Origin of the sequence: Hydrogenophaga sp. ZJX-1, assembly GCF_048590325.1 — a bacterium.
In the GTDB taxonomy this organism is placed as follows: domain Bacteria; phylum Pseudomonadota; class Gammaproteobacteria; order Burkholderiales; family Burkholderiaceae_C; genus Hydrogenophaga.
Genome location: NZ_JBMBRA010000005.1, coordinates 265,818 through 288,802, shown reverse-complemented (window position 1 = coordinate 288,802; position 22,985 = coordinate 265,818). Strand labels below are relative to the sequence as shown.

Genomic DNA, 22,985 nt, shown 5'->3' with positions numbered 1-22,985 from the left:
TCCGTTGTGTCAACCGTCGGGTTTCATCCCACCTATCTGGAGTGTCCCTCACCATGAAGAAGCAAGTTCTGGCTCTGGCCATCTCGGCGATCCTGCTGGCCGCCTGCGGCAAAAAAGAGGAGCCGGCGCCCGCCGCCGCGCCCGCGGCCCCGGTGGCTGCTGCCCCGGCCGCGCCGGCCGCACCCGCCGTCCCGGTGTACGACGATGAAAAAGTCCTGAACATCTACAACTGGCCCGACTACGTGCCCGAGGGCATGATCGCCGCGTTCGAAAAAGAGTCCGGCATCAAGGTCAACTACGACACCTTCGAGACCAACGAAGCGCTGCACGCCAAGCTGGTGGCGGGCAACACCGGTTACGACATCGTGGTGCCCGGCACCGTGTTCGCCAAGGGCCAGATCGAAGGCGGCCTGCTGCAGCCGTTGAAGAAGGACCAGATCCCGAATCTGGCCAACATGGACCCGGCCATCATGGCCACGCTGACCAAGGCCGATCCGGACAACGCGCACCTGGTGCCCTGGGCCTGGGGCTTCACCACCGTGGGCATCAACAAGACCAAGGTCGAGAAGGCGCTGGGTGGCATGGCCATGCCGGAAAACGCCTGGGACCTGGTGTTCAAGCCCGAGTACACGAGCAAGCTCAAGAGCTGTGGCATCGCCTACCTGGACTCGCCGACCGAGATCATCCCGGTGGCGCTGCACTACATCGGCAAGGACGCCTATTCCAACGATCCGGCCGACTACAAGGCCGCGGGCGAGATGCTGGCCAAGGTGCGCAAGGACGTGCGCCTGTTCAGCTCGACCATGATCGACGACATCGCCGGCGGCAAGGCCTGCGTGGCCATTGGCTGGTCGGGTGACGTGAACATCGCCGCCGCCCGCGCCACCGAAAATGGTTCCAAGGACGTGATCGAAGCCATGCTGCCCAGCACCGGCGCGCTGATCTTCTTTGACACCATGGCCGTGACCAAGGACGCCAAGCACCCGAACAACGCGGCGGCCTTCATCGACTTCTACCTGCGCCCCGAAAACGCGGCCCTGATGTCGAACGAGATGGGCTACCCCACCGGCAACAAGGCCGGCGTGTCCCTGGTCAAGCCCGAAATCGCCAGCAACAAGACCATCTTTGTCGAAGCCGATTACTTCGCCAAGATGATCCCGCCGAGCAGCTTCACCAACGAGGCGCGCGAAGCCATGGGCAACACCTACAACGCCTTCAAGAAAGGCAAATAAGCCGTCCGGCTTTTTCCTGAGCACCAAGGCTCCAGGGCTGTTCAACCACCAGGGATGAACAGCCCTTTTTGTTGGGCCATCCGATTTCCATCACGTTCTACACAGCGAGGTTCACCCATGGCAGAGGCAGGCACACAGGCGGGTTATCTGGTCACAGAAAAACTGGTCAAGCGCTTCGACGAGGCGGTGGCAGTGGACGAGGTGTCGCTCTCCATCGGCAAGGGCGAGATCTTTGCCCTGCTCGGCAGTTCGGGCTGCGGCAAATCCACGCTGTTGCGCATGCTGGCCGGCTTCGAGAAACCGACCTCGGGCCGCATCATGCTGGGTGGTCAGGACGTGGCCAACATGCCGCCCTACGACCGGCCGGTGAACATGATGTTCCAGAGCTACGCGCTGTTCCCGCACCTGAACATCTGGGAAAACGTGGCCTTCGGTCTCAAGCGCGAAGGCCTGCCCAAGGCCGAGGTGCAGCAGCGCACCGACGAGATGCTGGGCCTGGTGCAGCTCACGCCCTATGCCCAGCGCAAGCCGCACCAGCTCTCGGGCGGTCAGCAGCAGCGCGTGGCGCTGGCGCGCAGCTTGGCCAAGAAGCCCAAGCTGCTGCTGCTGGACGAACCGCTGGGCGCGCTGGACAAGAAGCTGCGCGAACAGACGCAGTTCGAGCTGGTGAACATCATTGAAAAGGTGGGCGTGACCGTGGTGATGGTGACGCACGACCAGGAAGAGGCCATGACCATGGCCAGCCGCATCGCCATCATGAGCAAGGGCCGCGTGCTGCAGGTGGGCACGCCCGAGGAGATCTACGAACACCCGCGCAACAAGTTCGTGGCCGACTTTATCGGCAACGTGAACCTGTTCGCCGGCAAGCTCACGGTGGACGAGCCCGACCGCTGCGCCGCCACCACCGCCATCGGCGAAGTCCATGTGGGGCACGGCGTGAGCGGCACGCTGAACATGCCGGTATCCATCGCCGTGCGGCCCGAGAAGATCGAGATCAGCAAGACCCGGCCCGAGGGCGTGGGCTTCAACCTGTTCCAGGGCAAGGTCAAGGAGATCGGTTACCTGGGCTCGTACACCACCTACATCCTGCAGGCCGGTGATGGCTCCAAGGTGCGGGTCACCGAGGCGAACACCACGCGCCAGGACCTGACCGACATCACCTGGGAAGACGAGGTGTATTTCTGGTGGGACGACAAGGCCGCGGTGGTTCTCAGGGACTGACACCTGTCAGTCTCCCCCCGCGCCGCTTCGCGTCACCCCCCGGAGGGGGGCGATGCGAGTGGCCCGGCGAAGCCGGTTCCACCGCATCCTTGGTCGAGGTTGCTGCGCTCTTAGGTTGTACGTTTCTGGAGGTTCTGGATGGCCACTTCTTCGCTCCCCATGCCCGGCAAGCGCTTCGTCATCGGCGTGCCGTACGTCTGGCTGTTTGTCTTTTTCCTGCTGCCCTTCCTGATCCTGCTGTACATCAGCTTCGTGGACCAGGGCGAGAGCATCAACCCGTTCAAGCCGATCTGGGATCCGGTGACCGGCATCCTGAGCCTGAAGTACGAGAACTACTGGACCATCTTCCGCGACGTGGAGGGCGGCGGGCTGTTCCAGACCATCTACATCGAGGCTTACCTGCGATCGATCTGGTACGCGCTGTGCACCGCCGTGCTGTGCCTGCTGATCGGCTACCCCTTCGCCTACTTCATCGCGCGCTCGGCACCCAGCGTGAGGCCCGCGCTGCTGATGATGGTGATGCTGCCGTTCTGGACCTCGTTCCTGCTGCGCGTCTATGCGTGGAAGGGCATCCTGGCCGATCAGGGTGTCATCAACCAGTTGCTGATGGCGGTCGGGATCATCGACGAGCCGATCCAGATGCTCTACACCAACGTGTCCATGCTGGTCGGCATGACTTATGTGTATTTGCCGTTCATGGTGCTGCCGCTGTACGCCAACCTCGTGAAGATGGACTTCCGCCTGCTGGAAGCCGCCTACGACCTGGGCGCCTCGCCCTTCAAGGCCTTCTGGCTGGTGACCGTGCCGCTGTCCAAGGCCGGTATCGTCGCGGGTTTCATGCTGGTGTTCATCCCCGCCGTGGGCGAGTTCGTGATCCCATCCCTGCTGGGCGGGCCGGAGAACATCATGATCGGCCGCGTGGTCTGGGACGAGATGTTCACCAGCAACAACTGGCCACGCGCCTCGGCGCTGGCGGTGGTGATGATCCTGTTGATCATCGTGCCGCTCGCGATCTACTACCACTTCACGGCAGAGGAGAAATGACATGAAACAGCTCCTCGAAAAACACTTCGGCAAGGCCTGGCTGGCCCTGGTCTACCTGTTCCTCTACGTGCCGCTGTTCTTCATGATCGTGTTCAGCTTCAACAGCACACGGCAGGACGCGAACTTCACCGGCTTCTCGCTGCGCTGGTACGAAGCGCTGACCAGGGACACCAAGATCGTCGAAGGCTTCTGGCTGTCGGTGAAGGTGGCGGCGGTCACGGGTGTGCTCTCGGCCATCCTCGGCACCTTCGCCGCCTTCGTGCTGGTGCGCTACCGCCGCTTCCTGGGCCGCACGGTGTTCTCGGGCATGGTGAACGCGCCGCTGGTGATGCCCGAGGTGGTGATCGGTCTGTCGCTGCTGCTGCTGATGGTGGGCGCGCAGAACGCCTTTGGCTGGCCCGAACGCGGCATGCTGACCATCATCTTCGGCCACACCCTGCTGGGCATGGCCTACGGCATGGTGGTGATCCAGAGCCGGCTGATGGAGATGAACCGCAGCATCGAAGAAGCCGCCATGGACCTCGGTGCGCGGCCGTTCCAGGTGTTCTTCCTGATCACGTTGCCCAACATCTTCCAGGGCATCCTGGCCGCCTTTCTGCTGTCGTTCACGCTGTCGTTCGACGACGTGGTGATCTCCGAATTCCTCTCCGGCCCGGGTGTGTCCACGCTGCCGCAGGTGATCTTCGGCTACGCGCGACGTGGCATCAACCCGACCATTTACGCCGCCGCCACGCTGCTGATCACCACGGTGACGATCGTGATCATCAGCTACTCGGTGTGGGTCGCGCGGCAGACGCGCAAGCGCGAGCGCGAGATCGCGGCGGCCACGCGGGCAGAACTGACGGCGTTGGCGACGACGAACTGATCCCGTTCCGGTCTCCGCGGCGGCCCCGGTGTCCTTGGATGCCGGGGCCGCTGGCTTTTCGGGGGCACTGGATGCTTGCGCCGTCGGGAAAGTGGATGGGGCAACAAGGTCTTTCCCGGCGTAGCATGGTGCCAATGCCCACTTTCCGATCCGCTGGATATTGCCCATGACCGACACCTCCACCCCCCTGAAGTTTGACGGCCGCGCCGTCATCAACGGCGACCGCGTGGCCGCGCGCGACGGCCAGACCTTTGACTGCATCTCGCCGGTGGACGGCCGCGTGCTCACGCAGGTGGCGCGCGGGGGTCAGGCCGACATCGACGCGGCGGTGGCCGCGGGCCGCGCGGCGTTCGAGGACCGGCGCTGGAGCGGCATGGCGCCGGCGCAGCGCAAGCGCGTGATGATCAAGTTCGCCGACCAGCTGCTGGCGCACGCCGACGAGCTGGCGCTGACCGAAACGCTGGACATGGGCAAGCCGGTGAAATACGCGCGGGCGGTTGACGTGAACAGCGCGGCCAACTGCATCCGCTGGTACGGCGAGGCGGTGGACAAGGTCTACGACGAGATCGCGCCCACGCCGAGCAACTCGCTGGCGTTGATCACGCGCGAGCCGGTGGGCGTGGTGGGCATCATCGTGCCCTGGAACTACCCCATGATCATGGCGGCCTGGAAGATCGCGCCGGCCCTGGCCGCAGGCAACTCGGTGGTCTTGAAGCCGTCGGAGAAGAGTCCCCTCACCGCGCTGCGCCTGGCCGAGCTGGCGCTGGCCGCCGGTATTCCGCCCGGCGTGTTCAACGTGGTGCCGGGTTTCGGCACCGAAGCCGGCTCGCCGCTGGCGCTGCACATGGACGTGGACTGCATCGCCTTCACCGGCAGCACGCGCGTGGGCAAGCAGATCCACGTGATGGCCGGGCAGAGCAACCTGAAACGCGCGTGGACCGAACTGGGTGGTAAATCGCCCAACATCGTGTTCGCCGACTGCCCGGACCTGGACCGCGCCGTGGAAGCTGCCGTGGGCAGCATCTTCTTCAACCAGGGCGAGAGTTGCAACGCGCCTTCGCGCCTGTTCGTGGAAGCGTCCATCAAGGACGCGTTCCTGGAGAAGGCCTTGAAGCTGGTGCCGAGCTACCAGCCGGGCAACCCGCTGGACAAGGGTACGGTGATGGGCGCCATCGTCGATCAGGTGCAGCTGGACAACGTGATGCGCTACATCGGTCTGGGCCAGAGCGAGGGCGCGAACCTGATCGCGGGCGGCGCGCTGGCGTCGCCGGTGGTGGGTGGCTGTTATGTGCAGCCGACCATCTTTGATGGTGTGAAACCCGAGATGACGATCGCGCGCGAAGAGATTTTTGGTCCGGTGCTCGCGGTGCAGAGCTTCACCGACGCGGCCGATGTGGTGAAGCAGGCGAACAACAGCGTCTACGGCCTGCAGGCGGGCGTGTGGACGCGCGACATCAACAAGGCGCACGGCGTGGCGCGCGCGCTGCGCGCCGGCACGGTGCACGTGAACCAGTACGACGAAGACGACATCACCGTGCCCTTCGGTGGCTTCAAGCAGAGCGGCGTGGGGCGCGACAAGTCGCTGCACGCGTTTGACAAGTACACCGAGACCAAGACAACGTGGATCAGGATTGATTCGCCGGTGTGACCGGCGCCCCCCGCGCCGCTTCGCGTCACCCCCCGGAGGGGCGGCACTGGCGGCCGGGCAAAGCCCGTTCCGCGGTGCCCTGGCATTAGACACCTCGCGCCTCTAGGTGCGCTTCTTAGGAGACCCCCATGAACGCCATGAATGACCTCAAGACCGACAACACCAACGCCGCCTGGCACCAGCGCCGGCTCGACGCCACGCCGCGCGGCGTGGGCGTGATGGGTGACTTCTTCATCGACCGCGCCAAGAACGCCGAGTTCTGGGACATCGAGGGCCGGCGTTTCATCGATTTCGCGGGCGGCATCGCGGTGCTCAACACCGGCCACGTGCACCCCAAGGTGCAGGCGGCGATCGCGGCGCAGCTGCAGCGCTTCACGCACAGCTGCTACCAGGTCGTGCCCTACGCCGAGTACGTGGCGCTGGCCGAGCGCATCAACGCCATCGTGCCGATCGAGGGCCAGGTCAAGACCGCGTTCTTCTCCACCGGCGCAGAGGCCATTGAAAACGCCGTGAAGATCGCGCGCTCGTCCACCGGACGCAGCGGCGTGATCGCGTTTGGCGGCGCCTTCCACGGCCGCAGCATGTTTTCGGTGGCGCTGACCGGCAAGGTCCAGCCCTACAAGGCCGGCTTCGGCCCGTTCCCGCCCGAGATCTACCACGTGCCCTTCCCCTGCCACTGCAGCTCGCTGGACGACACGAAGAAGGCGATGGAGCAGGTGTTCAAGTGCGACATCGAACCCAGCCGCGTGGCGGCCATCGTGTTCGAGCCGGTGCAGGGCGAGGGCGGTTTCAACCCCATCCAGCCGGCCGCCGTGAAGTGGCTGCGCGAGCTGTGTGACCAGCACGGCATTTTGCTGATCGCCGACGAGGTGCAGACCGGTTTTGCGCGCACCGGCAAGATGTTCGCGATGGAGCACTACGGCGTGTCGCCCGACCTGATGACCATGGCAAAAAGCATGGCCGGCGGCACCACGCTGTCGGCCGTGAGCGGCAAGGCCGCCATCATGGACGGTCCGGCCCCGGGCGGCCTGGGCGGCACTTACGCGGGCAACCCGCTGGCGATTGCCGCGTCGCACGCCGTGCTGGACGTGATGGCCGAAGAGAAGCTGCCCGAGCGCGCCCAGTTGCTGGGTGACCGGCTGGTGGTGCACCTGAACGGCGCGAAGGCAAAGTACCCGCGCATCGGCGACGTGCGCGGCCTGGGTGCCATGGTGGCCTGCGAGTTCATCGATCCCGCCACCGGCGCGCCCGACGCCGACACCACGAAGCAGGTGCAGGCCGCGGCCCTGAAACGTGGCCTGCTGCTGCTGACCTGCGGCGTGTACGGCAACGTGATCCGCTACCTGTTCCCGCTGACGATTGAAGACAGCGTGTTCGCCGAAGCGCTGGGCGTGCTCGACGCGGCGATGGCCGAGGTGCTGGCTTGAGCCTGGGTGACGACCACTCGCTGACCGAGCGCATGGGCGCCTTGCGCGCGCAGGGCATCCATTCCATCCTCGCCACCTTCACCGACCTGCACGGCAGCCCGAAGGGCAAGCTGGTGCCGCTCGAAGCGCTGCCCGACGCGGTGGCCACGGGTGCGGGTTTCGCCGGCCCCAGCATCTGGGGCACGGGCCTGCCGCGCATGGGTGCGCGCGGTGAGTATTTCGGTCGTGTGGTGCCCGAGTCGCTGCGGCCATTGCCGTTCATGCCCGGCGTCGCGCACGCGGTGTGCGATGGCTTCGCCGGTGGTGAGCCGCTGGACACCTGCTCGCGGCAATTGCTCAAGCACCAGTTGAACCGCCTGCGCGAACGCGGCTGGACGTTTCATGTGGGCATCGAGCCCGAGTTCTTCCTGATGAAGCAGGACCCGCAGGGCCGCTGGGGTGTGGCCGATGCGCAAGACCATCTCGACAAACCGTCCTACGACCTGAAGGCGATCCAGCGCAACTTCGGCTTCCTCGACGACATGCGCCGCCACCTCACGGCGCTGGGTTTTGAGTTGCAGCAGATGGACCATGAAGACGCCATCGGCCAGTACGAGATCAACTACCGGCACGACGAGGCCCTGGCCGCCGCCGACCGCTACCAGCTCTTCAAACTCACCGCGCACGCGGTGGCGCAGCAGCACGGCGCCACCTTCAGCTGCATGCCCAAGCCGCTGGCGGGCGCGCCGGGCAGCGGCCTGCATTTCCACATCAGCCTGAAGGACGCACAGGGCCGGGCCGTGATGGCCGACCCGGCGGGCGCGCTTGGGTTGAGCACGGTGGGCCACCAGTTCGCCGCCGGCCTGATCCACCACGCCGACGCGCTGGCCGCGCTCTGCGCGCCCACGGTCAACAGCTACAAGCGCCTGGCCAGCAGCGCCAGCGCCTCGGGCACGACCTGGTCGCCGGTGTGGAAAACGGTGGGCGACAACAACCGCACCTGCCTCGTGCGCACCGTGGCCGGCCGCATCGAGTGGCGCCTGCCCGACCCGTCGTGCAATGTGTACGCCGCGCTCGCGGCCACGCTGGCCGCCGGGCTGGACGGCATCGATCGCGAACTGCCCGCGCCCGACGCCTGCGACGAAGACCTCTACCAGCGCCAGGCCAGCGGCCAGCCCATGCCGCCGCGCCTGCCGCGCGACCTGCACGACGCCCTGGCGGCGCTGCGCAGCGCCGCCATCCTGCGTGACGACCTCGGTGAGGCTTTCTGCGAACAGTTCCTTGCGCTCAAGTGCGCCGAGTGGGACGCCTATGCGCAGCAGGTGAGCGAATGGGAGCTGCAGCGGTACGTGTGATGCGTGTCTTGCGGTCGAGCGCAGAACAGGTTGATGCAACGAAGCGCTCGCTTTGATGGCGAATCCCCGTCGTTTGCCACGCCACGCCGGAGCGTGATCCGCGACGCACGAAACAGTCCAGCCGTGGGGCACCGCCAGGCCGGCTTTGCCGGATGGCTGGTGTCGCCCCCTTGAGGGGGGATGCGGCCACGCGCAGCGGGCAAGCAACGGGGGTGGGCTGCTTCACTTCAGTTCTTGTAGCCCGGGTCCAGCCGCTCGACCTTGCGCAGCAGCGCCGGCCAGGCGAGCTGTGCGCCCTGGCCGGCGGTTGCGATCTTCATCACCTCCGCCATGCCGGCGAGGATGCGCGGATCCACCTGCGTGAGTTCACCGCCTCCGGCCAGCGCGTCGATCTGGATGCGGCAGGTGTTCTCGAAGGTGTACATCGACAGGAAGGCGTCGGCGATACTGCTGCCCACGGTGAGCAGGCCGTGGTTGCGCAGCATGAGGAAGTTCGCCCGACCCAGGTCGGCCTGCAGGCGCGGCTTTTCGTCGGGGCGGAAGGCCACGCCTTCGTAGTCGTGGTAGGCCAGCGAGGCCAGCACAAAGGTGCTCTGCTGGCTGATGGGCAGGATGCCGGCCTTCTGCGCGCTCACGCCCACGCCGGCGCGCGTGTGGGTGTGCAGCACGCACTGCACTTCGGGCCGCGCCTCGTGCACCGCGCTGTGGATCACGAAGCCCGCGGGGTTGACCGGGAAGGGCGAGTCGAGAAGCTTGTTGCAGGCCATGTCGACCTTGACCAGGCTGCTCGCCGTGATCTCGTCGAACATCAGGCCGTAGGGATTGATGAGGAACTGGTGTTCACCGCCGGTGACGCTGTCGGGCAGCTTGGCGCTGATGTGGGTGAAGACCAGATCGCTCCAGCCGTAAGCGGCTACCAGCCGGTAGCAGGCCGCGAGGTCGCAGCGCAGCGCCCACTCTTCGGCGCTGACGGATTCTTTGAGCGAGGGGATGTTGAGCATGTCGTGTCTCCTGCGCCGCGTCAGGATGCGCGGCTGTGGGCGACATGGTCGCGCGGAGAGGCGATGCGGGCTGTCGCAGGTCGGACAAACCGGAGATGCAGAAGGGGACAAGCGACCCAGCCGGAGCGCCTGCCGCAAAGCCCAGGATGCGGTGGAACCGGCTTTGCCGGGCCACTCGCATCGCCCCCCGGGGGGGCGATGCCGCAGGCGGCGCGGGGGGGGGGGTGAAGGTTACTTCTTCATGCTGCAGGTGTTGAAGCCCAGCAGCGCGTAGGGCGGGCACCAGCCCATCAGGCCGGTCAGCAGCGGCACCACGCCGATGTAGCCCCAGACGCCGATGCTGCCCATGGCGGCGGCGGCGATGAGGGCGACGCCCACGAGGATGCGAAGGATGCGGTCGATGCCGCCGACGTTCTTGGTCATGTGAATACTCCTGTTAACGGTGGTTGAGCCGCTGCCATGAACCCAAGGGGGTTCGCCCGGTGGCGGAACGTGGAGCGTATTGAATCGAAACGTCGGGGCGGGGTATGTGACCTGTGTCACAAAGCGCGAGCGGCGCCGCGGCGGCTCACTTCGCCGACATGGCCGCGATGGCGCGCAAGGCGGTGCTGTCGCGGATGGTGATGCACTCGCGCGAGAGTTCGACCAGTCCGTCGCGCTCGAAGCGGTGCAGCAGGCGTGTGATGATTTCGCGCACCGTGCCCAGCTCGTCGGCGAGCGCCTGGTGGGTGGCGCGCACCTGCTGACCGTGGCCGAGCAGGGTGCTGGCGAGCCGGCTGTCGAGGCGCTGGAAGGCGATGGCCTCGATCAGGGCGGTGAGGTCGGCCATGCGCGAGGCGAACAGGCCGAGCACAAAAGAGCGGAAGTCGCTGTCGGTCAGGGCGAGCTGGAAGTCGGGCGGCGAGAGCAGGGTGAGCGTGGTTTCGCAGGCGGTCACGCCATGCGCCGTGAGCGGCTGGCCGGCAAACAGGCTGGCGGACGAGACCAGGCACATTTCGCCGGGCAGCACGCGGTAGAGTTCCAGCTCCCGGCCGTTGGCGGCGCTGCGCGAGACGCGCACCTCGCCACTGAGCACCATGGGGAAGCCCTGGCAGGTTTCGAGTTCCCGGAACAGCGCTGTGCCCGCCGGCACCTGGATCGTCTGCAGGCGCGGCAACAGCGCCTTGAGCGAGCCCATGGCGGGGTAGAGCGTCAGCAGGGTCTGGGCATCGGTGTCGGGCATGGGCGCATTGTAGGAGCGGCACTGCGCCGGTGCGTGATTCGAATTGGCTGACGGAGTTCATTCAAATTTTTTGAAGTCAGGCTTCAAGCCGTTTCACACAGGGCGCGGCGCCGGCTGCCTAAACTCCCGGCATGTCCGAACCGACCGTCACCCGATACCACCCCGTGGCCGTGGCCCTGCACTGGCTGCTGGGCCTGGCCCTGATCGGCAACTTTGCCCTCGGCCTGTACATGGCCGACCTGCCGTTTTCGCCCGCCCGCCTCCAGTACTACAGCTGGCACAAGTGGGCTGGTGTGCTAGTGCTCACTTTCTCCCTGGTTCGCCTTCTGACTCGCCTTATGGCCCGTCCGCCTGCCTTGCCGGTGGCCGTCGAGGCGACCATGCCGGCCTGGCAGCGACTGGCCCACCATGCCACGCACGCCGGTCTGTACGCGCTGTTTTTCGCGGTGCCCTTGCTGGGTTGGGCTTACAGCTCGGCCGCTGGCTTCCCTCTGGTGCTGTTTGGCGTGCTGCCGCTGCCGGACTTTGTGCCGGTGAGCGAAGGCCTGGCCGACGTGCTCAAGCCGCTGCACAAGTTCTCGGCCCTGGCCATGGCCGCGCTGGTGCTGCTGCACGTGGCCGGCGCACTGAAACACCACTTTGTGGACCGCGACGGCCTGCTGCGCCGCATGGCCCTGGCCGGCCGCTGAGCGCGCTCGCCTCCCCGCCCTTTTTCCTGTTCCGAAAGTTGCCGACATGACCTTCCGCCTGAAACCTGTTGCGTTCGCCCTGGCCCTGACCAGCCTGTTGCCCCTGGCCGCCCAGGCCCAGCAGCAGCTCGTGCCGGCGCAGAGCGAGGTCTTGTTTGTAAGCCGCCAGATGGGCGTGCCGGTGGAGGGCAAGTTCAAGGCTTTCAGTGCCCAGGTGGCGTTCGACCCGGCCAAGCTGGCCACCAGCAAGATCGCCTTCACGGTCGACACCGGCAGCGCCGACATCAGCCGTGAAGCCAACTCGGAGCTCGTCAAACCCTTGTGGTTCAACGTGGCGGCCTTTCCCAAGGCCACGTTCCAGTCCAGCGCGATCAAGCGCATCGACGCCAACAAATTCGAAGTCGCCGGCAAGCTGAGCATCAAGGGCGTGAGCAGCGACGTGGTCGTGCCCGTCACGCTGGCCCAGAGCGGCGCCACCACCACGGCCACCGGCACCTTTCCGATCAAGCGCCTGTCTTTCCGCATTGGCGAGAAAGAATGGGCCGACACCTCGACGGTCGCCGACGAGGTGCAAGTCAAGTTCAAGCTGGCGCTCACGGGCTTGGGCAAGCTCTGACCGGCCGTTTTGATTTTCCCCTGTTCGTTGTTCTTCGATACCTTTGATCTTTTAACTGGAGTCACACACACCATGCGCAAATCCCTGACCTTGCTGGCCGCGGCCGCCACCCTGTCCACCGGTGCCTTCGCCGCTGACTACGCGATCGACCCGACGCACACGTTTGCCAGCTTCGAAATCGGCCACTTCGGCGCCAGCGTGAACCGCGGCCGCTTCGACAAGAAGGAAGGCCAGATCAGCTTCGACAAGGCCGCCAAGACCGGCTCGGTGGATGTGTCTTTCGATGTGGCTTCGGTCAACACGGGCACGCCGAACTTCGACAAGCACCTGCAGAGCGCCGACCTTCTGGACGCCACCAAGTACCCCAAGGCCCGCTTCGTGTCGACCAAGTTCCAGTTCAGCGGTGACAAGGTCAGCGCGGTCGACGGCAACCTGACGCTGCTGGGCAAGACCCAGCCCGTGACGCTCAAGGCCAACCAGTTCGCCTGCTACGAGAGCCCCATGCTCAAGCGCGAAGTCTGCGGCGGCGACTTCGAGGCCACCATCGACCGCACCGCCTTTGGCGTGAACTACGGCGTGGACTGGGGCTTCCCGAAGAACGTGCGCCTGGTGGTTCAGGTCGAAGGCGTGAAACAGTAAACCCCCCTGCGCCGCTTCGCGGCTTCCCCCCTGGAAGGGGGGACCACGCCCTTGGACCGGCAAAGCCGGATCCTCGGCGTGTGCTGGATGAATGCACGCGCTCCGGAGTCGTTCGCTTGTTCCCAAAGGCCCGCTTGTGCGGGCCTTTGTTGTTCCGGGGGTGGAAGTCCTGGCGTGCGCGGGGTACAAAGGTTCCATGGACACAATCAACTGGGTGGGGCGGCCTGTAGCGGTGCCGGGGCTGGGTGAACTCTGGAGCGAGGCCTGTGGCCCGGCGGACGGCCCCCCGGTGCTGCTGGTGATGGGCGCGATGAACCCCGGCCTGTTCTGGCCGCCGGCGTTTGTGGGGGCGTTGGTGCGTGCGGGCTGCCGAGTGCTGCGCTACGACCACCGCGACACCGGTCGCTCCTTCGTCATGCCATCGACCGCACCGCCGTATGCGCTGGGCGATCTGGTGGGCGATGCGTTGCGGGTGCTGGATGCCTGGGCGCTGCCTCGTGTGGCGGTGGTGGGTTGGTCCATGGGCGGTTACATCGCGCAGTGCCTGGCCCACGAACACCCGGATCGGGTGAGCCATCTGGTGCTGCTGGCGACATCGCCCGACCACCGGCCCTACATGGCCGCCACGCTGGGGCGGGCAGCGCCCCCCGTGGGCCTGCCGGGGCCGACACCTGCTTTTCTGCAGGCCTTGCAGCGCATGGCGGCCGAACGCAACGGCGCGCCGGACGACGTGGCGGTGCGCGGCTGGAGCGCCTTTCATGCGGGTTCCCATCCGTTTCCGGCCGACATGGTGCGGGCCCAGGTGCGGGCGGCGCTGGCGTCTGGCCACCAGCCACTGGCCGCGATGCGCCATGGCCTGGCCGTGGATCTCGCACCACCGCGGACCGACTGGTTGCCTTCCCTCACGGTGCCCACCCTGGTGCTGCACGGCGCCGAAGATCCGTGTCTGCCCTTGCCGCACGGGCAGGCGCTTGCGCGCCTCATCCCTGGCGCAGGGTTGACCGTGCTTGACATGGGTCACCTGCTGCCGGAGGCCCTGGCCGCTCCGGTCGGCGCTCAGGTAGCGGCGTTCATGGGCGCACCGCAGGTTGGGTAGCCTGTTCCAGTTGCACTAAAAAATGCATCGCTTGCTCGCGTGAGTTGCCACACATCTCGGCGCTGGGTGGCAGCGAGCCGCACACCGCGGGTCGCTCGGGCTGGCCGAACAGGCGGCAGCGCAGGGCTTCGTCCAGATGCGGGCAGGGCACGCCCGCGGGCTTGCCGTTGGGCAGGCCCGGCATCGGGCTGCTGATGGACGGCGCGATGCAGCAGGCGGCGCAGCCTGGGCGGCAGTTCATGCCTGGAATTTGCCAGCGGCCCAGAGCACCTGGTCGACCACCGCCTGCACACCGGCGCGGCTGGCGTCGGTGGTGAGGCCGCCTTCCGCATCGAAGGCCTCGGCCGCCCTGGATAGCGCGAATTGTTTGGGCGAGACCCAGCACTGCAGGTTCATCAGCAACGGTGCCAGGTGGCTCAGGCTGCGCAGTCCACCGAGTGCACCAGGGGACGCCGAGAGCATGCCCACCACCTTGCTGGCGAAGGGCTTGCCGCCGTTCGCCCACAGCGGGTCGCCGGCGACCGGGCGCGAGGCCCAGTCGATGGTGTTCTTCAGCAGGCCGGTGTAGCTGCCGTTGTATTCGGGCGAAACCACCAGCCAGGCCGGGTGGGCGAGGAAGATTTCCTTCAGGCGGATCGCATCGCGCGGGAAGCCGCGTGCTTCCAGGTCGCCGTTGTAGAGCGGCAGATCGAAGTCGGCCAGTTCGAGGTGGGTGACCTGGGCGCCGGCGGCGCGGGCGGTGTCGGCCGCGACCCTGGCCAGCTTGCGGTTCCAGGACTGGGCACGGCTGCTGCCGGCGAAAACGAGGAGGGGAAGGGGTGCGGTCATGCGGGCCTTGGTGTGGTGGCCTTTGATTGTGAGGCTGGCACCGCCAACCTTATGGACTTGGGGACTTCGGATCGTTGAATGTGTCCAGCGCCAGCAGCAGGCTGGTGCGGTGCTCGCGTGCCACGGTCTGCCAGGGCAGGCCGGTGAGCGCCGCTTCGAGCCCCCAGAGCAGGTTGAGGCTGGCGCGTGGGTCGCTGCGCTTCACCCGGGCGTAGGCGGCCACCGATCCCAGCCGCCGCAGCGTGGCCAGATCGGGAATGCCGGCCGCTGCCAGCATGGCCTGCGACTTCGGGCCGAGGCCGGGCAGGGCGGCCAGCGCCGGTTCGCCGGTTGCGCGTGGGGTGGTGCTGGGCACGGGTGGGCGGCGAAGGGGCATTGATGGGACAATTGCGGGTTGCCCGAGCCAGACGCCGGCCGGGCGGCGGGTGTTTCACGTGAAACACACCGCATCCGCATTGTCGGGCAGCGCGCCAGCCGCCGTGCCCTGGAGCTTTCACCATGTTGTACCCACAAGAATTTGATGTCATCGTCGTCGGCGGTGGCCACGCCGGCACCGAGGCCGCGCTCGCCGCCGCGCGCATGGGCTGCGCCACGCTGCTGCTCACGCACAACATCGAGACGCTGGGGCAGATGAGCTGCAACCCCAGCATCGGCGGCATCGGCAAGGGCCATCTGGTGAAAGAGGTGGACGCACTGGGCGGGGCGATGGCGCTGGCCACGGACGAGGGTGGCATCCAGTTTCGCATCCTCAACAGCTCCAAGGGGCCGGCGGTTCGCGCCACCCGCGCCCAGGCCGACCGCATTCTGTACAAGGCCGCGATCCGCCGCATGCTGGAGAACCAGCCGAACCTGTGGCTGTTCCAGCAGGCGGTGGACGACCTGATGGTGGAGGGCGACCGGGTGGTGGGCGCCGTCACGCAGGTGGGCATCAAATTCCGCAGCCGCACCGTGGTGCTGACGGCCGGCACTTTCCTCGACGGCAAGATCCACGTCGGCCTGAACAACTACGCCGCTGGCCGCGCGGGCGACCCGCCGGCGATCAGCCTGTCGGCCCGGCTCAAGGAACTCAAGCTGCCGCAGGCACGCCTGAAAACCGGCACCCCGCCGCGCCTGGATGGTCGCAGCATCGACTATTCCAAGTGCCAGGAACAGCCCGGCGACGGCGTGCCCGGTGGCATGAACGCCGACCAGCCGGTGCCGGTGTTCAGCTTCATGGGGCAATCGGTGCCGCACCCGAAACAGGTGCCGTGCTGGATCACGCACACCAACCTGCGCACACACGAGATCATCCGCTCCGGCTTCGACCGCAGCCCCATGTTCACCGGCAAGATCGAGGGCGTTGGGCCGCGTTACTGCCCGAGCGTGGAAGACAAGATCAACCGCTTCGCCGATAAGGACAGCCACCAGATCTTCCTGGAGCCCGAGGGCCTGACCACGCACGAGGTCTACCCCAACGGCATCTCGACCAGCCTGCCGTTCGACATCCAGTACGCGCTGGTGCGCAGCATGCCTGGGCTGGAAAACGCCCACATCCTGCGCCCGGGCTACGCCATCGAATACGACTACTTCGACCCGCGCTCGCTCAAGAACAGTTTTGAAACCCGGCAGATCGCCGGCCTGTTCTTCGCCGGCCAGATCAACGGCACCACCGGCTACGAAGAGGCCGCGGCCCAGGGCCTGTTCGCCGGGCTCAATGCCGCGCTGCAGTGCCAGGGCAAAGACGCCTGGCTGCCGCGCCGCGACGAGGCCTACCTGGGTGTGCTGGTAGACGACCTGGTGACCCAGGGCGTGACCGAGCCCTACCGCATGTTCACCAGCCGCGCCGAGTTCCGCCTGCAGCTGCGCGAAGACAACGCCGACATGCGCCTGACCGAAGCCGGGCGCCAACTCGGGCTGGTGGATGACGCGCGCTGGAACGCCTTCAGCCGCAAACGCGACGCGGTGGCGCGGGAAACCGAGCGCCTGAAGTCGACCTGGGTGAACCCGCGCAACCTGCCAGCGACCGAAAGCGAACGCGTGCTGGGCAAGGCGATTGAACACGAGCACAACCTGTTCGACCTGTTGCGCCGCCCGGCCGTGGGCTACGCCGATCTGGTGGGCATGGAGGCTGGCAAGTATGTGAGCCCCGATGTTTCACGTGAAACGCTGGGGGACTTGCTGGAGCCTGTGGTGGAACAGGTGGAGATCGCCGCCAAGTACTCGGGCTACATCGACCGCCAGAAGAACGAGGTGGAACGGGCATCGCACTACGAGGGCCTGAGGCTGCCCGCCGATCTGGATTACCTGCAGGTGGCGGCGCTCTCGTTCGAGGCGCGGCAGAAACTGGCCAAGCACCGGCCCGAAACCCTGGGGCAGGCCTCGCGCATCTCGGGCATCACGCCGGCCAGCATCTCGCTGCTGCTGATCCACCTGAAGAAGGGCGGCTTCAAGGGTTTTGCCACCGTGGCGGTGGAAGGCGCTGAGGCATGAGCCGGGATGTGCTGACTTCTGGTCTTCGCGCTCTGGGCCTGCAACTGAGCGACGAACAGGTGAGCCTGCTGCTGGACTATCTGGCGCTGCTGCAGAAGTGGAACAAGGTCTACAACCTGACCGCCGTGCGAGACCCCGCCGAGATGATGACGCACCACCTGCTGGACAGCCTGGCGGCCATCGGCCCGTTGCTGCGCCAGACCGGTGGCCAGCCGATCAAGCTGCTGGACGTTGGCTCGGGTGGCGGGTTGCCGGGTGTGGTGATCGCCATCACCTGTCCGCAGATACAGGTGAGCTGTGTGGACGCGGTGGGCAAAAAGGCTGCCTTCATCCAGCAGGCAGCGGCCGCGCTGAAGTTGCCGAACCTGCGCGGCGTGCATGCGCGGGTGGAATCGCTCAAGGCGGAAGAGGGCGGGGGCTTTGACGTGGTCTGCTCGCGGGCCTTTGCATCATTGGTGGATTTCACGACCTGGTCTTCGTCGGCCTTGAAGCCGGGCGCGGTGTGGATGGCGATGAAGGGCAAACACCCGGCGGACGAGATCGCTGCGTTGCCCGCCTCGGTGGTGGTGTTTCACGTGGAACAGTTGGTGGTGCCGGGGTTGGATGCGGAGCGTTGCATCGTCTGGCTTCGTCCTTCCTTCCCGGTCTGAGTCTCCTCCGTCCCCCCATCTCTTGCAGAAACCTCGCGCAGGCCGGTGGCGTCATGCGCGTTCTCCGGCCCACGCTCGCGGGGAGCTGCTTGTGGCGCTCGACTGGGTTTGCGTCAACACTGGGCTGGCGCTCATCCTTTTGTGGCCACCGCGAATGGGTGCCTGCGCCCGCGCACGCCACCACCGACCTCTGAGTGGCGACGTGGACTCCTCTTGGATAACCCTTCTGTCACTGGAGGTGGTTGGTTTGGGTGGGCCGGAGCAATCCCACCCGGACCAACCGCCTCTGCGAACACGCCGCGAGCGCAAAACGCAACGCAAGCAAAGACACCAAGAAGAAGAGCAGGGCAGTCACGTAAACTCAGCCCCTCAACTCCCGGGGTTTTCACATGTTCGGCATCGCTGATTACGGCGCGTTTGTGGCCGCCATCGTCCTGTTTCTGGCCATTCCAGGCCCGGGCAACCTCGCGCTGATCACCTCGACCAGCAAGGGGGGCGTGCGTGGCGGACTGGCCGCCACCCTCGGCGTGATCGCGGGCGACCAGGTGCTCATGTGGATGGCCGTGGCCGGGGTGGCGGCCCTGCTCGCCGCCTACCCGGCGGCCTTCACCGCGGTGCAGTGGCTGGGCGCTGCCTACCTCGCCTGGCTGGGCTGGAAGATGCTCACCGCCAAGCCTGGCAACAAACCCGTGCTCAACATCAAGCCACACCACTTCTTCCAGCAGGCGCTCACCATCACCCTGCTCAACCCCAAGGCCATCGTCTTCTACATGGCCTTCTTCCCGCTGTTCGTGGATCCCGCGAAGCACCAGGGCCTCATCACCTTCGGTGCCATGGCCGCCACCGTCGCGGTGCTGACCTTCCTCTATGGGCTGACTGCCGTGTTGCTCACGCACTTCTTGGCCGAGCGCATGCGCGCCAACCCGGTCATCGCCCGCACGCTGGAAAAGCTCGCGGGCATTTTCCTCATCGGCTTCGGCATCAAGCTGGCCATCTCCAAATAAACACCGGGACACCAGATGGCGAAGATCTTTTGTGTGGCCAACCAGAAGGGCGGTGTCGGCAAGACCACCACCACCGTCAACCTCGCCGCCGGCCTGGCCAAGGTGGGGCAGCGGGTGCTCATGGTCGACCTCGACCCGCAGGGCAACGCCACCATGGGCTCGGGCGTGGACAAGCGCAGCATGGAACTCTCGGTCTACGACGTGCTGCTGGAGTCGGCCACCGTCCAGGAGGCCGCCCTCTTTTCGGAGAAGTGCGGTTACCACGTGCTCGGTGCCAACCGGGAGCTGGCCGGGGCCGAGGTGGAGCTGGTGGACGTGGAGCGGCGGGAAAAACGCCTCAAGACCGCGCTGGCTGCGGTCGATGCCGACTACGATTTCGTGCTGATCGACTGCCCGCCCAGCCTGTCCATGCTCACGCTCAACGGCCTGTGCTCGGCGCACGGCGTGATCGTGCCCATGCAGTGCGAATACTTCGCCCTGGAAGGACTGACCGATCTGGTCAACACCATCAAGCAGGTACACGCCAACCTCAACAAGGACCTGCAGATCATCGGCCTGTTGCGCGTCATGTTCGACCCGCGCATCACGCTGCAGATGCAGGTGAGCGACCAGCTCAAGGCGCACTTTGGCGACAAGGTGTTCGACACCGTGATCCCGCGCAACGTGCGCCTGGCCGAAGCACCCAGCTACGGCCTGCCGGGCGTGGTGTTCGATCCGGGGGCCAAGGGCAGCCAGGCCTTTGTGACCTTCGCCACCGAAATGGTGGCGCGCATCGACAAGATGTGAGCGGCGGGCTGTTTCACGTGAAACCCCACAACGTGCTCATCCTGCCCGGCTGGCAGAACAGCGGGCCGGACCACTGGCAAAGCCGCTGGGAAGCCCTCCACGGCTACCGCCGCGTGGACCAGCACGACTGGATGACCCCGCGCCGCGGTGACTGGATCGCGCGGCTGGAAGACGTCATCCTTGGCAGTGACGGACCGGTGGTGCTGGTGGCCCACAGCCTCGGCTGTATTCTGACCGCCGCCTGGGCGCAGGTCTCGCGCAGCACCGGCCAAGTGCAGGGCGCGCTGCTGGTCGCACCCGGTGATGCCGAGCGCGAGGAACTGCGCGGGGTGCTGCCCAGCTGGTCACCCATCGTTCGCCAGCGCCTGCCGTTCCCCAGCATCCTGGTGGGCAGCCGCAACGACCCGTATTGCCGCTTCGAGCGCGCGCAGGGCCAGGCCGACAGCTGGGGCTCGCGCTTCATCGACTATGGCGAGCGCGGTCACATCAACGCCGAATCGGGGCTGGGCGACTGGCCGGAAGGGTTGAGCTTGCTGCGTGACCTGGCTCCTTTACAAGGTCCTCAATGAGGCTGCTGCGCAGTTCGGGAAGCAGTCCGCCGCCCGCTGTGGCCGGAGCCGGGCAGAACCAGAACCTGGGATGGATGGCCCGCACGAAGGCCTCGGTTCAGGGCCGAGTGCTCCTGGTGGTCGAGGCCGCGGGCACCTTGGCCTCGGCGGTGGGCGTGCCGCTCGCTGCCCTGACCGGCAAGCTGTACCTGGCCGTGCTGGTCGCCCTGTTCGGGCTGGGCTGTTGTCTGCGTTTTGTGCGCTTGCGGCAGAGGTTGCGTCAGACCCGTCAAGAGGTCGTTGCAGACTCGCCGCCTGCGCCAGTATGGCTGACGCCCGCGGTGGGCCTGTTGTCAGCGGTCGAAATCGCCGTCCTCGTGGAGGCCACGCGCCTGCCGGTGCGTGCCGACCAGGCGGGTTTTGAAACTGCCCACTGGTGGTGGGTCCTGGCGGGGTTCGCGGTGCTGTTCTGGTTGCAGCGAGGCTGGCTGGGCGAGCGCCTGACCAGCAGCCCGACGCCGCGTCGCTGACCTGTCGGAAGTCATTTCAAGAACAAACAGAAAGAAGGAACCAGACCATGGTCACCAAGAAACCCAAGGGCCTCGGCCGCGGACTCGAAGCCCTGCTGGGCCCCAAAGTGGCGGAAGCCGCTTCGCCCGACGCGCAGGACAACGCGCGCAACCAGACGCCGAGCAGCCTGCCGCTGACCGAGCTGGTGCCGGGTGTCTACCAGCCGCGCACCCGCATGGACGAGGGCGCGCTCTACGAGCTGGCCGAGTCGATCAAGGCGCAGGGCATCATGCAGCCGATCCTGGTGCGCAAGCTCGCCGACGGCCCGAACGCCGGCAAGTACGAAATCATCGCTGGCGAGCGGCGCTTCCGTGCTTCCCGGCTGGCGGGTCTGGACAGCGTGCCGGTGCTGGTGCGCGATGTACCCAACGAATCGGCCGCCGCCATGGCGCTGATCGAAAACATCCAGCGCGAAGACCTGAATCCGCTGGAAGAAGCCCAGGGTTTACAACGCCTGGTGAAGGAGTTTGGGCTCACTCACGAACAGGCGGCCCAGGCGGTGGGCCGCTCGCGCAGCGCAGCCAGCAACCTGCTGCGCCTGTTGCAGCTGGCCGAGCCGGTGCAGACCATGCTGATGGCGGGCGACCTGGACATGGGCCATGCGCGTGCGCTGCTGACGCTGGACAAGGCCACCCAGATCACGGCCGGCAACCAGATCGCCGCGAAAAAGATGTCGGTGCGCGAAGCCGAGAGCCTGGTGAAGAAACTCAGCGCCGAGTTCGAGCTGGCGCCGCAGAAGCTGAAAAAAGAGAAGTCGCGCGACATCAAACGCGTCGAGGAAGAGCTGTCGGACCTGTTGACCGCCGAGGTGGAGGTGCGGGTGAAAAAGCGCGTGAAGCGCCATGGCCGTGTGGAAGAGCAGGGCGAGCTGGCGATCCAGTTCGGTTCGCTGGACGAGCTCAACGGGCTGATCGATAAGCTCAGGAAGTGACCCCCTGCGCCGCTGCGCGGCTTCCCCCAAAGGGGGACGGCGCCCTTTGACCGGCAGAGCCGGATCTTCGGCGCCTCTGGGTTTGGGGTGCTGGCGCGCCGGTTGCGCTGCCTGTCATCGGGCCGAGAAGCGCAGACCCGATTCAGTTCAAAGCGCACACCCAATAGAAAAGGCCTCCCGAAGGAGGCCCAGTTCGAATGAGGGGAAGCCCCTCAGCAGATGCCGAAGGTCCGGCTCCGCCGGCCCAAGGGCATCGTCCCCCCGGGGGGACGCCGTGCAGCGGCGCAGGGGGACCTTAATTGCCCACCTTGAGCTGACCACCGCGGCCCAGGCCGCCCTTGACTTCCTGCGCCTTGTAGTTGCGCAGCGAAATCACCATGTTGTTGTAGGCGTCGGTGAATGCGGCCACGGTGGCTTTGCCGGCCGGGGTGCGTGAGAAGCCGCCGAGGGCACCGCCGGCGCTGGGGCCGAAGGCGCCAAGGGCCGCACCGTAGTTGGTGGCGGTGGCGTTGCCTTCGGAGATGGCGATCTGCACGCCCGAGCGGATGTCCAGCAGGGTCATGGTGACCACGGAGGCCTTGCTTTCCAGCGAACCGGCCAGCACACCCAGGTTGCGGTTGCGACTGCCCAGCAGACCGCCGAGAGCGCCGGCGATCTGGCCGGTGGACTCGTTGTCGATGATCACGGCGGGTTCCAGGTAGTAGTCGGCGGCAACGCGCTGGCCCTTTTGCTGGTTGGAGCCGGCGCGGAACTCACCCGAGTTGCGCTGCTTGTCGGTGATCGCCGAAATCTTGCTTTCGGTGCGGTTGTTGCCGATCGAGGTGATGACGAAGCAGTTCGACTGCTGCACCGCCAGGCGTATCAGCGGCTCGATGGTCGTGACCTGGGTTTCGCGTCCGAAGCTGGCGTACCACTCCTTGCCGCGTCCGTCGTCCACGGCCAGCGTGCCCAGCGGCGAATCGCAGCGCTGCAGGCCGCTGTTGGCGTTGACGCTGGTGCTGCCGCCGGCCGAACCCGTGGCGGCGGTGGGGCTGCCACCGGTGGACACGATGCCGCCGCCCGGTGTGACACAACCGGCCAGTGCGAGGGAGGCGGCCAGGGCGGCCCAGCGGAGGGAAGAGGTGGTTTTGCTCATGGATGGACTCTCTGTTGACGTATAAAAAAG

At 66.4% G+C, this 22,985-nt stretch carries 25 protein-coding genes; 18 read left to right on the top strand and 7 right to left on the bottom strand.

The annotated features are described in order from the left end of the window. The first annotated feature begins 53 nt into the window (after positions 1 to 53). The 7 genes from ACN5W5_RS16390 to ACN5W5_RS16360 all read left to right on the top strand — a co-directional run bounded on the left by ACN5W5_RS16390 (position 54) and on the right by ACN5W5_RS16360 (position 8,771). Entirely contained in the window at positions 54 to 1,232 is a 1,179-nt protein-coding gene (locus ACN5W5_RS16390; RefSeq protein ID WP_420049555.1) for an extracellular solute-binding protein, read from the top strand. A 117-nt stretch (positions 1,233 to 1,349) separates the two neighbouring features. Next, a complete protein-coding gene (locus ACN5W5_RS16385; RefSeq protein ID WP_420049554.1) occupies positions 1,350 to 2,453 on the top strand; it encodes an ABC transporter ATP-binding protein in 1,104 nt (367 codons plus the stop codon). A 138-nt stretch (positions 2,454 to 2,591) separates the two neighbouring features. Then, positions 2,592 to 3,497, top strand: coding sequence for an ABC transporter permease (locus ACN5W5_RS16380; protein WP_420049553.1), 906 nt, complete (start codon positions 2,592 to 2,594; stop codon positions 3,495 to 3,497). Between the two features lies 1 nt (position 3,498). Then, the gene (locus tag ACN5W5_RS16375; protein ID WP_290966090.1) at positions 3,499 to 4,362 is read left to right on the top strand and encodes an ABC transporter permease; all 864 of its coding nucleotides are present in this window, start codon (positions 3,499 to 3,501) and stop codon (positions 4,360 to 4,362) included. Positions 4,363 to 4,528: 166 nt separating this feature from the next. Continuing rightward, positions 4,529 to 6,010, top strand: a complete 1,482-nt coding sequence (locus ACN5W5_RS16370) for an aldehyde dehydrogenase (protein WP_420049552.1) — start codon at positions 4,529 to 4,531, stop codon at positions 6,008 to 6,010. Positions 6,011 to 6,138: 128 nt separating this feature from the next. Next, positions 6,139 to 7,437 carry a 4-aminobutyrate--2-oxoglutarate transaminase gene (gabT, locus tag ACN5W5_RS16365; RefSeq protein WP_420049551.1) on the top strand — a complete coding sequence of 433 codons (1,299 nt, stop codon included), beginning with the start codon at positions 6,139 to 6,141 and terminating at the stop codon, positions 7,435 to 7,437. Beyond that, positions 7,434 to 8,771 (top strand): type III glutamate--ammonia ligase, encoded by a 1,338-nt coding sequence (locus ACN5W5_RS16360; protein ID WP_420049550.1) that lies wholly within the window; start codon positions 7,434 to 7,436, stop codon positions 8,769 to 8,771. Before gabT ends, ACN5W5_RS16360 begins: the two co-directional genes overlap by 4 nt. Before the next feature lie 227 nt (positions 8,772 to 8,998). On the opposite strand, the gene ACN5W5_RS16355 is transcribed toward ACN5W5_RS16360, so the two are convergent. The 3 genes from ACN5W5_RS16355 to ACN5W5_RS16345 all read right to left on the bottom strand — a co-directional run bounded on the left by ACN5W5_RS16355 (position 8,999) and on the right by ACN5W5_RS16345 (position 10,994). Continuing rightward, entirely contained in the window at positions 8,999 to 9,772 is a 774-nt protein-coding gene (locus ACN5W5_RS16355) for a class II aldolase/adducin family protein (protein WP_420049549.1), read from the bottom strand. Positions 9,773 to 10,003: 231 nt separating this feature from the next. Next, positions 10,004 to 10,195, bottom strand: a complete 192-nt coding sequence (locus ACN5W5_RS16350; protein WP_420049548.1) for a YgaP family membrane protein — start codon at positions 10,193 to 10,195, stop codon at positions 10,004 to 10,006. A 145-nt stretch (positions 10,196 to 10,340) separates the two neighbouring features. Continuing rightward, positions 10,341 to 10,994, bottom strand: coding sequence for a Crp/Fnr family transcriptional regulator (locus ACN5W5_RS16345; RefSeq protein ID WP_420049547.1), 654 nt, complete (start codon positions 10,992 to 10,994; stop codon positions 10,341 to 10,343). Positions 10,995 to 11,125: 131 nt separating this feature from the next. Here ACN5W5_RS16345 and ACN5W5_RS16340 point away from each other — a divergent pair, with 131 nt between their 5' ends. The 4 genes from ACN5W5_RS16340 to ACN5W5_RS16325 all read left to right on the top strand — a co-directional run bounded on the left by ACN5W5_RS16340 (position 11,126) and on the right by ACN5W5_RS16325 (position 14,034). Beyond that, entirely contained in the window at positions 11,126 to 11,683 is a 558-nt protein-coding gene (locus ACN5W5_RS16340; protein WP_420049546.1) for a cytochrome b, read from the top strand. A gap of 46 nt (positions 11,684 to 11,729) precedes the next feature. After that, the gene (locus ACN5W5_RS16335) at positions 11,730 to 12,299 is read left to right on the top strand and encodes a YceI family protein (protein ID WP_420049545.1); all 570 of its coding nucleotides are present in this window, start codon (positions 11,730 to 11,732) and stop codon (positions 12,297 to 12,299) included. Positions 12,300 to 12,371: 72 nt separating this feature from the next. Next, positions 12,372 to 12,938 (top strand): YceI family protein, encoded by a 567-nt coding sequence (locus ACN5W5_RS16330; protein ID WP_420049544.1) that lies wholly within the window; start codon positions 12,372 to 12,374, stop codon positions 12,936 to 12,938. Positions 12,939 to 13,134: 196 nt separating this feature from the next. Continuing rightward, a complete protein-coding gene (locus tag ACN5W5_RS16325) occupies positions 13,135 to 14,034 on the top strand; it encodes an alpha/beta fold hydrolase (protein WP_420049543.1) in 900 nt (299 codons plus the stop codon). On the opposite strand, the gene ACN5W5_RS16320 is transcribed toward ACN5W5_RS16325, so the two are convergent. Genes ACN5W5_RS16320 through ACN5W5_RS16310 form a run of 3 tightly spaced genes read right to left on the bottom strand, consistent with a single transcriptional unit; the run spans position 14,009 to position 15,217 of the window. Further along, positions 14,009 to 14,275: a YkgJ family cysteine cluster protein gene (locus ACN5W5_RS16320; protein ID WP_420049542.1), complete on the bottom strand. Its 267-nt coding sequence runs from the start codon at positions 14,273 to 14,275 to the stop codon at positions 14,009 to 14,011. The two genes, ACN5W5_RS16325 and ACN5W5_RS16320, sit on opposite strands and share 26 nt — an antisense overlap. Continuing rightward, a complete protein-coding gene (locus ACN5W5_RS16315; protein WP_420049541.1) occupies positions 14,272 to 14,862 on the bottom strand; it encodes an NADPH-dependent FMN reductase in 591 nt (196 codons plus the stop codon). The genes ACN5W5_RS16320 and ACN5W5_RS16315 overlap by 4 nt, the downstream gene beginning before the upstream one ends. Before the next feature lie 49 nt (positions 14,863 to 14,911). Then, the gene (locus ACN5W5_RS16310; protein ID WP_420049540.1) at positions 14,912 to 15,217 is read right to left on the bottom strand and encodes a TfoX/Sxy family protein; all 306 of its coding nucleotides are present in this window, start codon (positions 15,215 to 15,217) and stop codon (positions 14,912 to 14,914) included. A 143-nt stretch (positions 15,218 to 15,360) separates the two neighbouring features. Between ACN5W5_RS16310 and mnmG the strand changes: the two genes are divergently transcribed. The 7 genes from mnmG (at position 15,361) to ACN5W5_RS16275 (ending at position 21,820) form a co-directional block, all read left to right on the top strand. Beyond that, positions 15,361 to 17,331 carry a tRNA uridine-5-carboxymethylaminomethyl(34) synthesis enzyme MnmG gene (gene mnmG / locus ACN5W5_RS16305; protein ID WP_420049539.1) on the top strand — a complete coding sequence of 657 codons (1,971 nt, stop codon included), beginning with the start codon at positions 15,361 to 15,363 and terminating at the stop codon, positions 17,329 to 17,331. Further along, positions 17,328 to 17,981 carry a 16S rRNA (guanine(527)-N(7))-methyltransferase RsmG gene (rsmG, locus tag ACN5W5_RS16300; RefSeq protein WP_420049538.1) on the top strand — a complete coding sequence of 218 codons (654 nt, stop codon included), beginning with the start codon at positions 17,328 to 17,330 and terminating at the stop codon, positions 17,979 to 17,981. The genes mnmG and rsmG overlap by 4 nt, the downstream gene beginning before the upstream one ends. A 389-nt stretch (positions 17,982 to 18,370) precedes the next feature. After that, positions 18,371 to 18,985, top strand: a complete 615-nt coding sequence (locus ACN5W5_RS16295; RefSeq protein WP_420049537.1) for a LysE family transporter — start codon at positions 18,371 to 18,373, stop codon at positions 18,983 to 18,985. 15 nt (positions 18,986 to 19,000) lie between these two features. Continuing rightward, positions 19,001 to 19,771 (top strand): ParA family protein, encoded by a 771-nt coding sequence (locus tag ACN5W5_RS16290; protein ID WP_420049536.1) that lies wholly within the window; start codon positions 19,001 to 19,003, stop codon positions 19,769 to 19,771. Positions 19,772 to 19,788: 17 nt separating this feature from the next. Beyond that, positions 19,789 to 20,340, top strand: coding sequence for an RBBP9/YdeN family alpha/beta hydrolase (locus tag ACN5W5_RS16285; protein ID WP_420049535.1), 552 nt, complete (start codon positions 19,789 to 19,791; stop codon positions 20,338 to 20,340). Between the two features lie 74 nt (positions 20,341 to 20,414). After that, on the top strand, positions 20,415 to 20,849 hold the full coding sequence (locus ACN5W5_RS16280; protein WP_420049534.1) for a hypothetical protein: 435 nt from the start codon (positions 20,415 to 20,417) through the stop codon (positions 20,847 to 20,849). A 47-nt stretch (positions 20,850 to 20,896) separates the two neighbouring features. Then, positions 20,897 to 21,820, top strand: a complete 924-nt coding sequence (locus tag ACN5W5_RS16275; protein WP_420049533.1) for a ParB/RepB/Spo0J family partition protein — start codon at positions 20,897 to 20,899, stop codon at positions 21,818 to 21,820. A 295-nt stretch (positions 21,821 to 22,115) separates the two neighbouring features. Here the strand turns inward: ACN5W5_RS16275 and ACN5W5_RS16270 are convergent, their stop codons facing one another. Beyond that, the gene (locus tag ACN5W5_RS16270) at positions 22,116 to 22,955 is read right to left on the bottom strand and encodes a hypothetical protein (RefSeq protein WP_420049532.1); all 840 of its coding nucleotides are present in this window, start codon (positions 22,953 to 22,955) and stop codon (positions 22,116 to 22,118) included. Positions 22,956 to 22,985: the final 30 nt, after the last annotated feature.

Bases quoted from the DNA above. Each gene is read 5' to 3' on its own strand.
- ACN5W5_RS16390 (WP_420049555.1), top strand. From the start codon at position 54: ATGAAGAAGCAAGTTCTGGCTCTGGCCATCTCGGCGATCCTGCTGGCC.
- ACN5W5_RS16385 (WP_420049554.1), top strand. From the start codon at position 1,350: ATGGCAGAGGCAGGCACACAGGCGGGTTATCTGGTCACAGAAAAACTG.
- ACN5W5_RS16380 (WP_420049553.1), top strand. From the start codon at position 2,592: ATGGCCACTTCTTCGCTCCCCATGCCCGGCAAGCGCTTCGTCATCGGC.
- ACN5W5_RS16375 (WP_290966090.1), top strand. From the start codon at position 3,499: ATGAAACAGCTCCTCGAAAAACACTTCGGCAAGGCCTGGCTGGCCCTG.
- ACN5W5_RS16370 (WP_420049552.1), top strand. From the start codon at position 4,529: ATGACCGACACCTCCACCCCCCTGAAGTTTGACGGCCGCGCCGTCATC.
- gabT (WP_420049551.1), top strand. From the start codon at position 6,139: ATGAACGCCATGAATGACCTCAAGACCGACAACACCAACGCCGCCTGG.
- ACN5W5_RS16355 (WP_420049549.1), bottom strand. From the start codon at position 9,772: ATGCTCAACATCCCCTCGCTCAAAGAATCCGTCAGCGCCGAAGAGTGG.
- ACN5W5_RS16350 (WP_420049548.1), bottom strand. From the start codon at position 10,195: ATGACCAAGAACGTCGGCGGCATCGACCGCATCCTTCGCATCCTCGTG.
- ACN5W5_RS16345 (WP_420049547.1), bottom strand. From the start codon at position 10,994: ATGCCCGACACCGATGCCCAGACCCTGCTGACGCTCTACCCCGCCATG.
- ACN5W5_RS16340 (WP_420049546.1), top strand. From the start codon at position 11,126: ATGTCCGAACCGACCGTCACCCGATACCACCCCGTGGCCGTGGCCCTG.
- ACN5W5_RS16335 (WP_420049545.1), top strand. From the start codon at position 11,730: ATGACCTTCCGCCTGAAACCTGTTGCGTTCGCCCTGGCCCTGACCAGC.
- ACN5W5_RS16330 (WP_420049544.1), top strand. From the start codon at position 12,372: ATGCGCAAATCCCTGACCTTGCTGGCCGCGGCCGCCACCCTGTCCACC.
- ACN5W5_RS16325 (WP_420049543.1), top strand. From the start codon at position 13,135: ATGGACACAATCAACTGGGTGGGGCGGCCTGTAGCGGTGCCGGGGCTG.
- ACN5W5_RS16320 (WP_420049542.1), bottom strand. From the start codon at position 14,275: ATGAACTGCCGCCCAGGCTGCGCCGCCTGCTGCATCGCGCCGTCCATC.
- ACN5W5_RS16315 (WP_420049541.1), bottom strand. From the start codon at position 14,862: ATGACCGCACCCCTTCCCCTCCTCGTTTTCGCCGGCAGCAGCCGTGCC.
- mnmG (WP_420049539.1), top strand. From the start codon at position 15,361: ATGTTGTACCCACAAGAATTTGATGTCATCGTCGTCGGCGGTGGCCAC.
- rsmG (WP_420049538.1), top strand. From the start codon at position 17,328: ATGAGCCGGGATGTGCTGACTTCTGGTCTTCGCGCTCTGGGCCTGCAA.
- ACN5W5_RS16295 (WP_420049537.1), top strand. From the start codon at position 18,371: ATGTTCGGCATCGCTGATTACGGCGCGTTTGTGGCCGCCATCGTCCTG.
- ACN5W5_RS16290 (WP_420049536.1), top strand. From the start codon at position 19,001: ATGGCGAAGATCTTTTGTGTGGCCAACCAGAAGGGCGGTGTCGGCAAG.
- ACN5W5_RS16280 (WP_420049534.1), top strand. From the start codon at position 20,415: ATGGCCCGCACGAAGGCCTCGGTTCAGGGCCGAGTGCTCCTGGTGGTC.
- ACN5W5_RS16275 (WP_420049533.1), top strand. From the start codon at position 20,897: ATGGTCACCAAGAAACCCAAGGGCCTCGGCCGCGGACTCGAAGCCCTG.
- ACN5W5_RS16270 (WP_420049532.1), bottom strand. From the start codon at position 22,955: ATGAGCAAAACCACCTCTTCCCTCCGCTGGGCCGCCCTGGCCGCCTCC.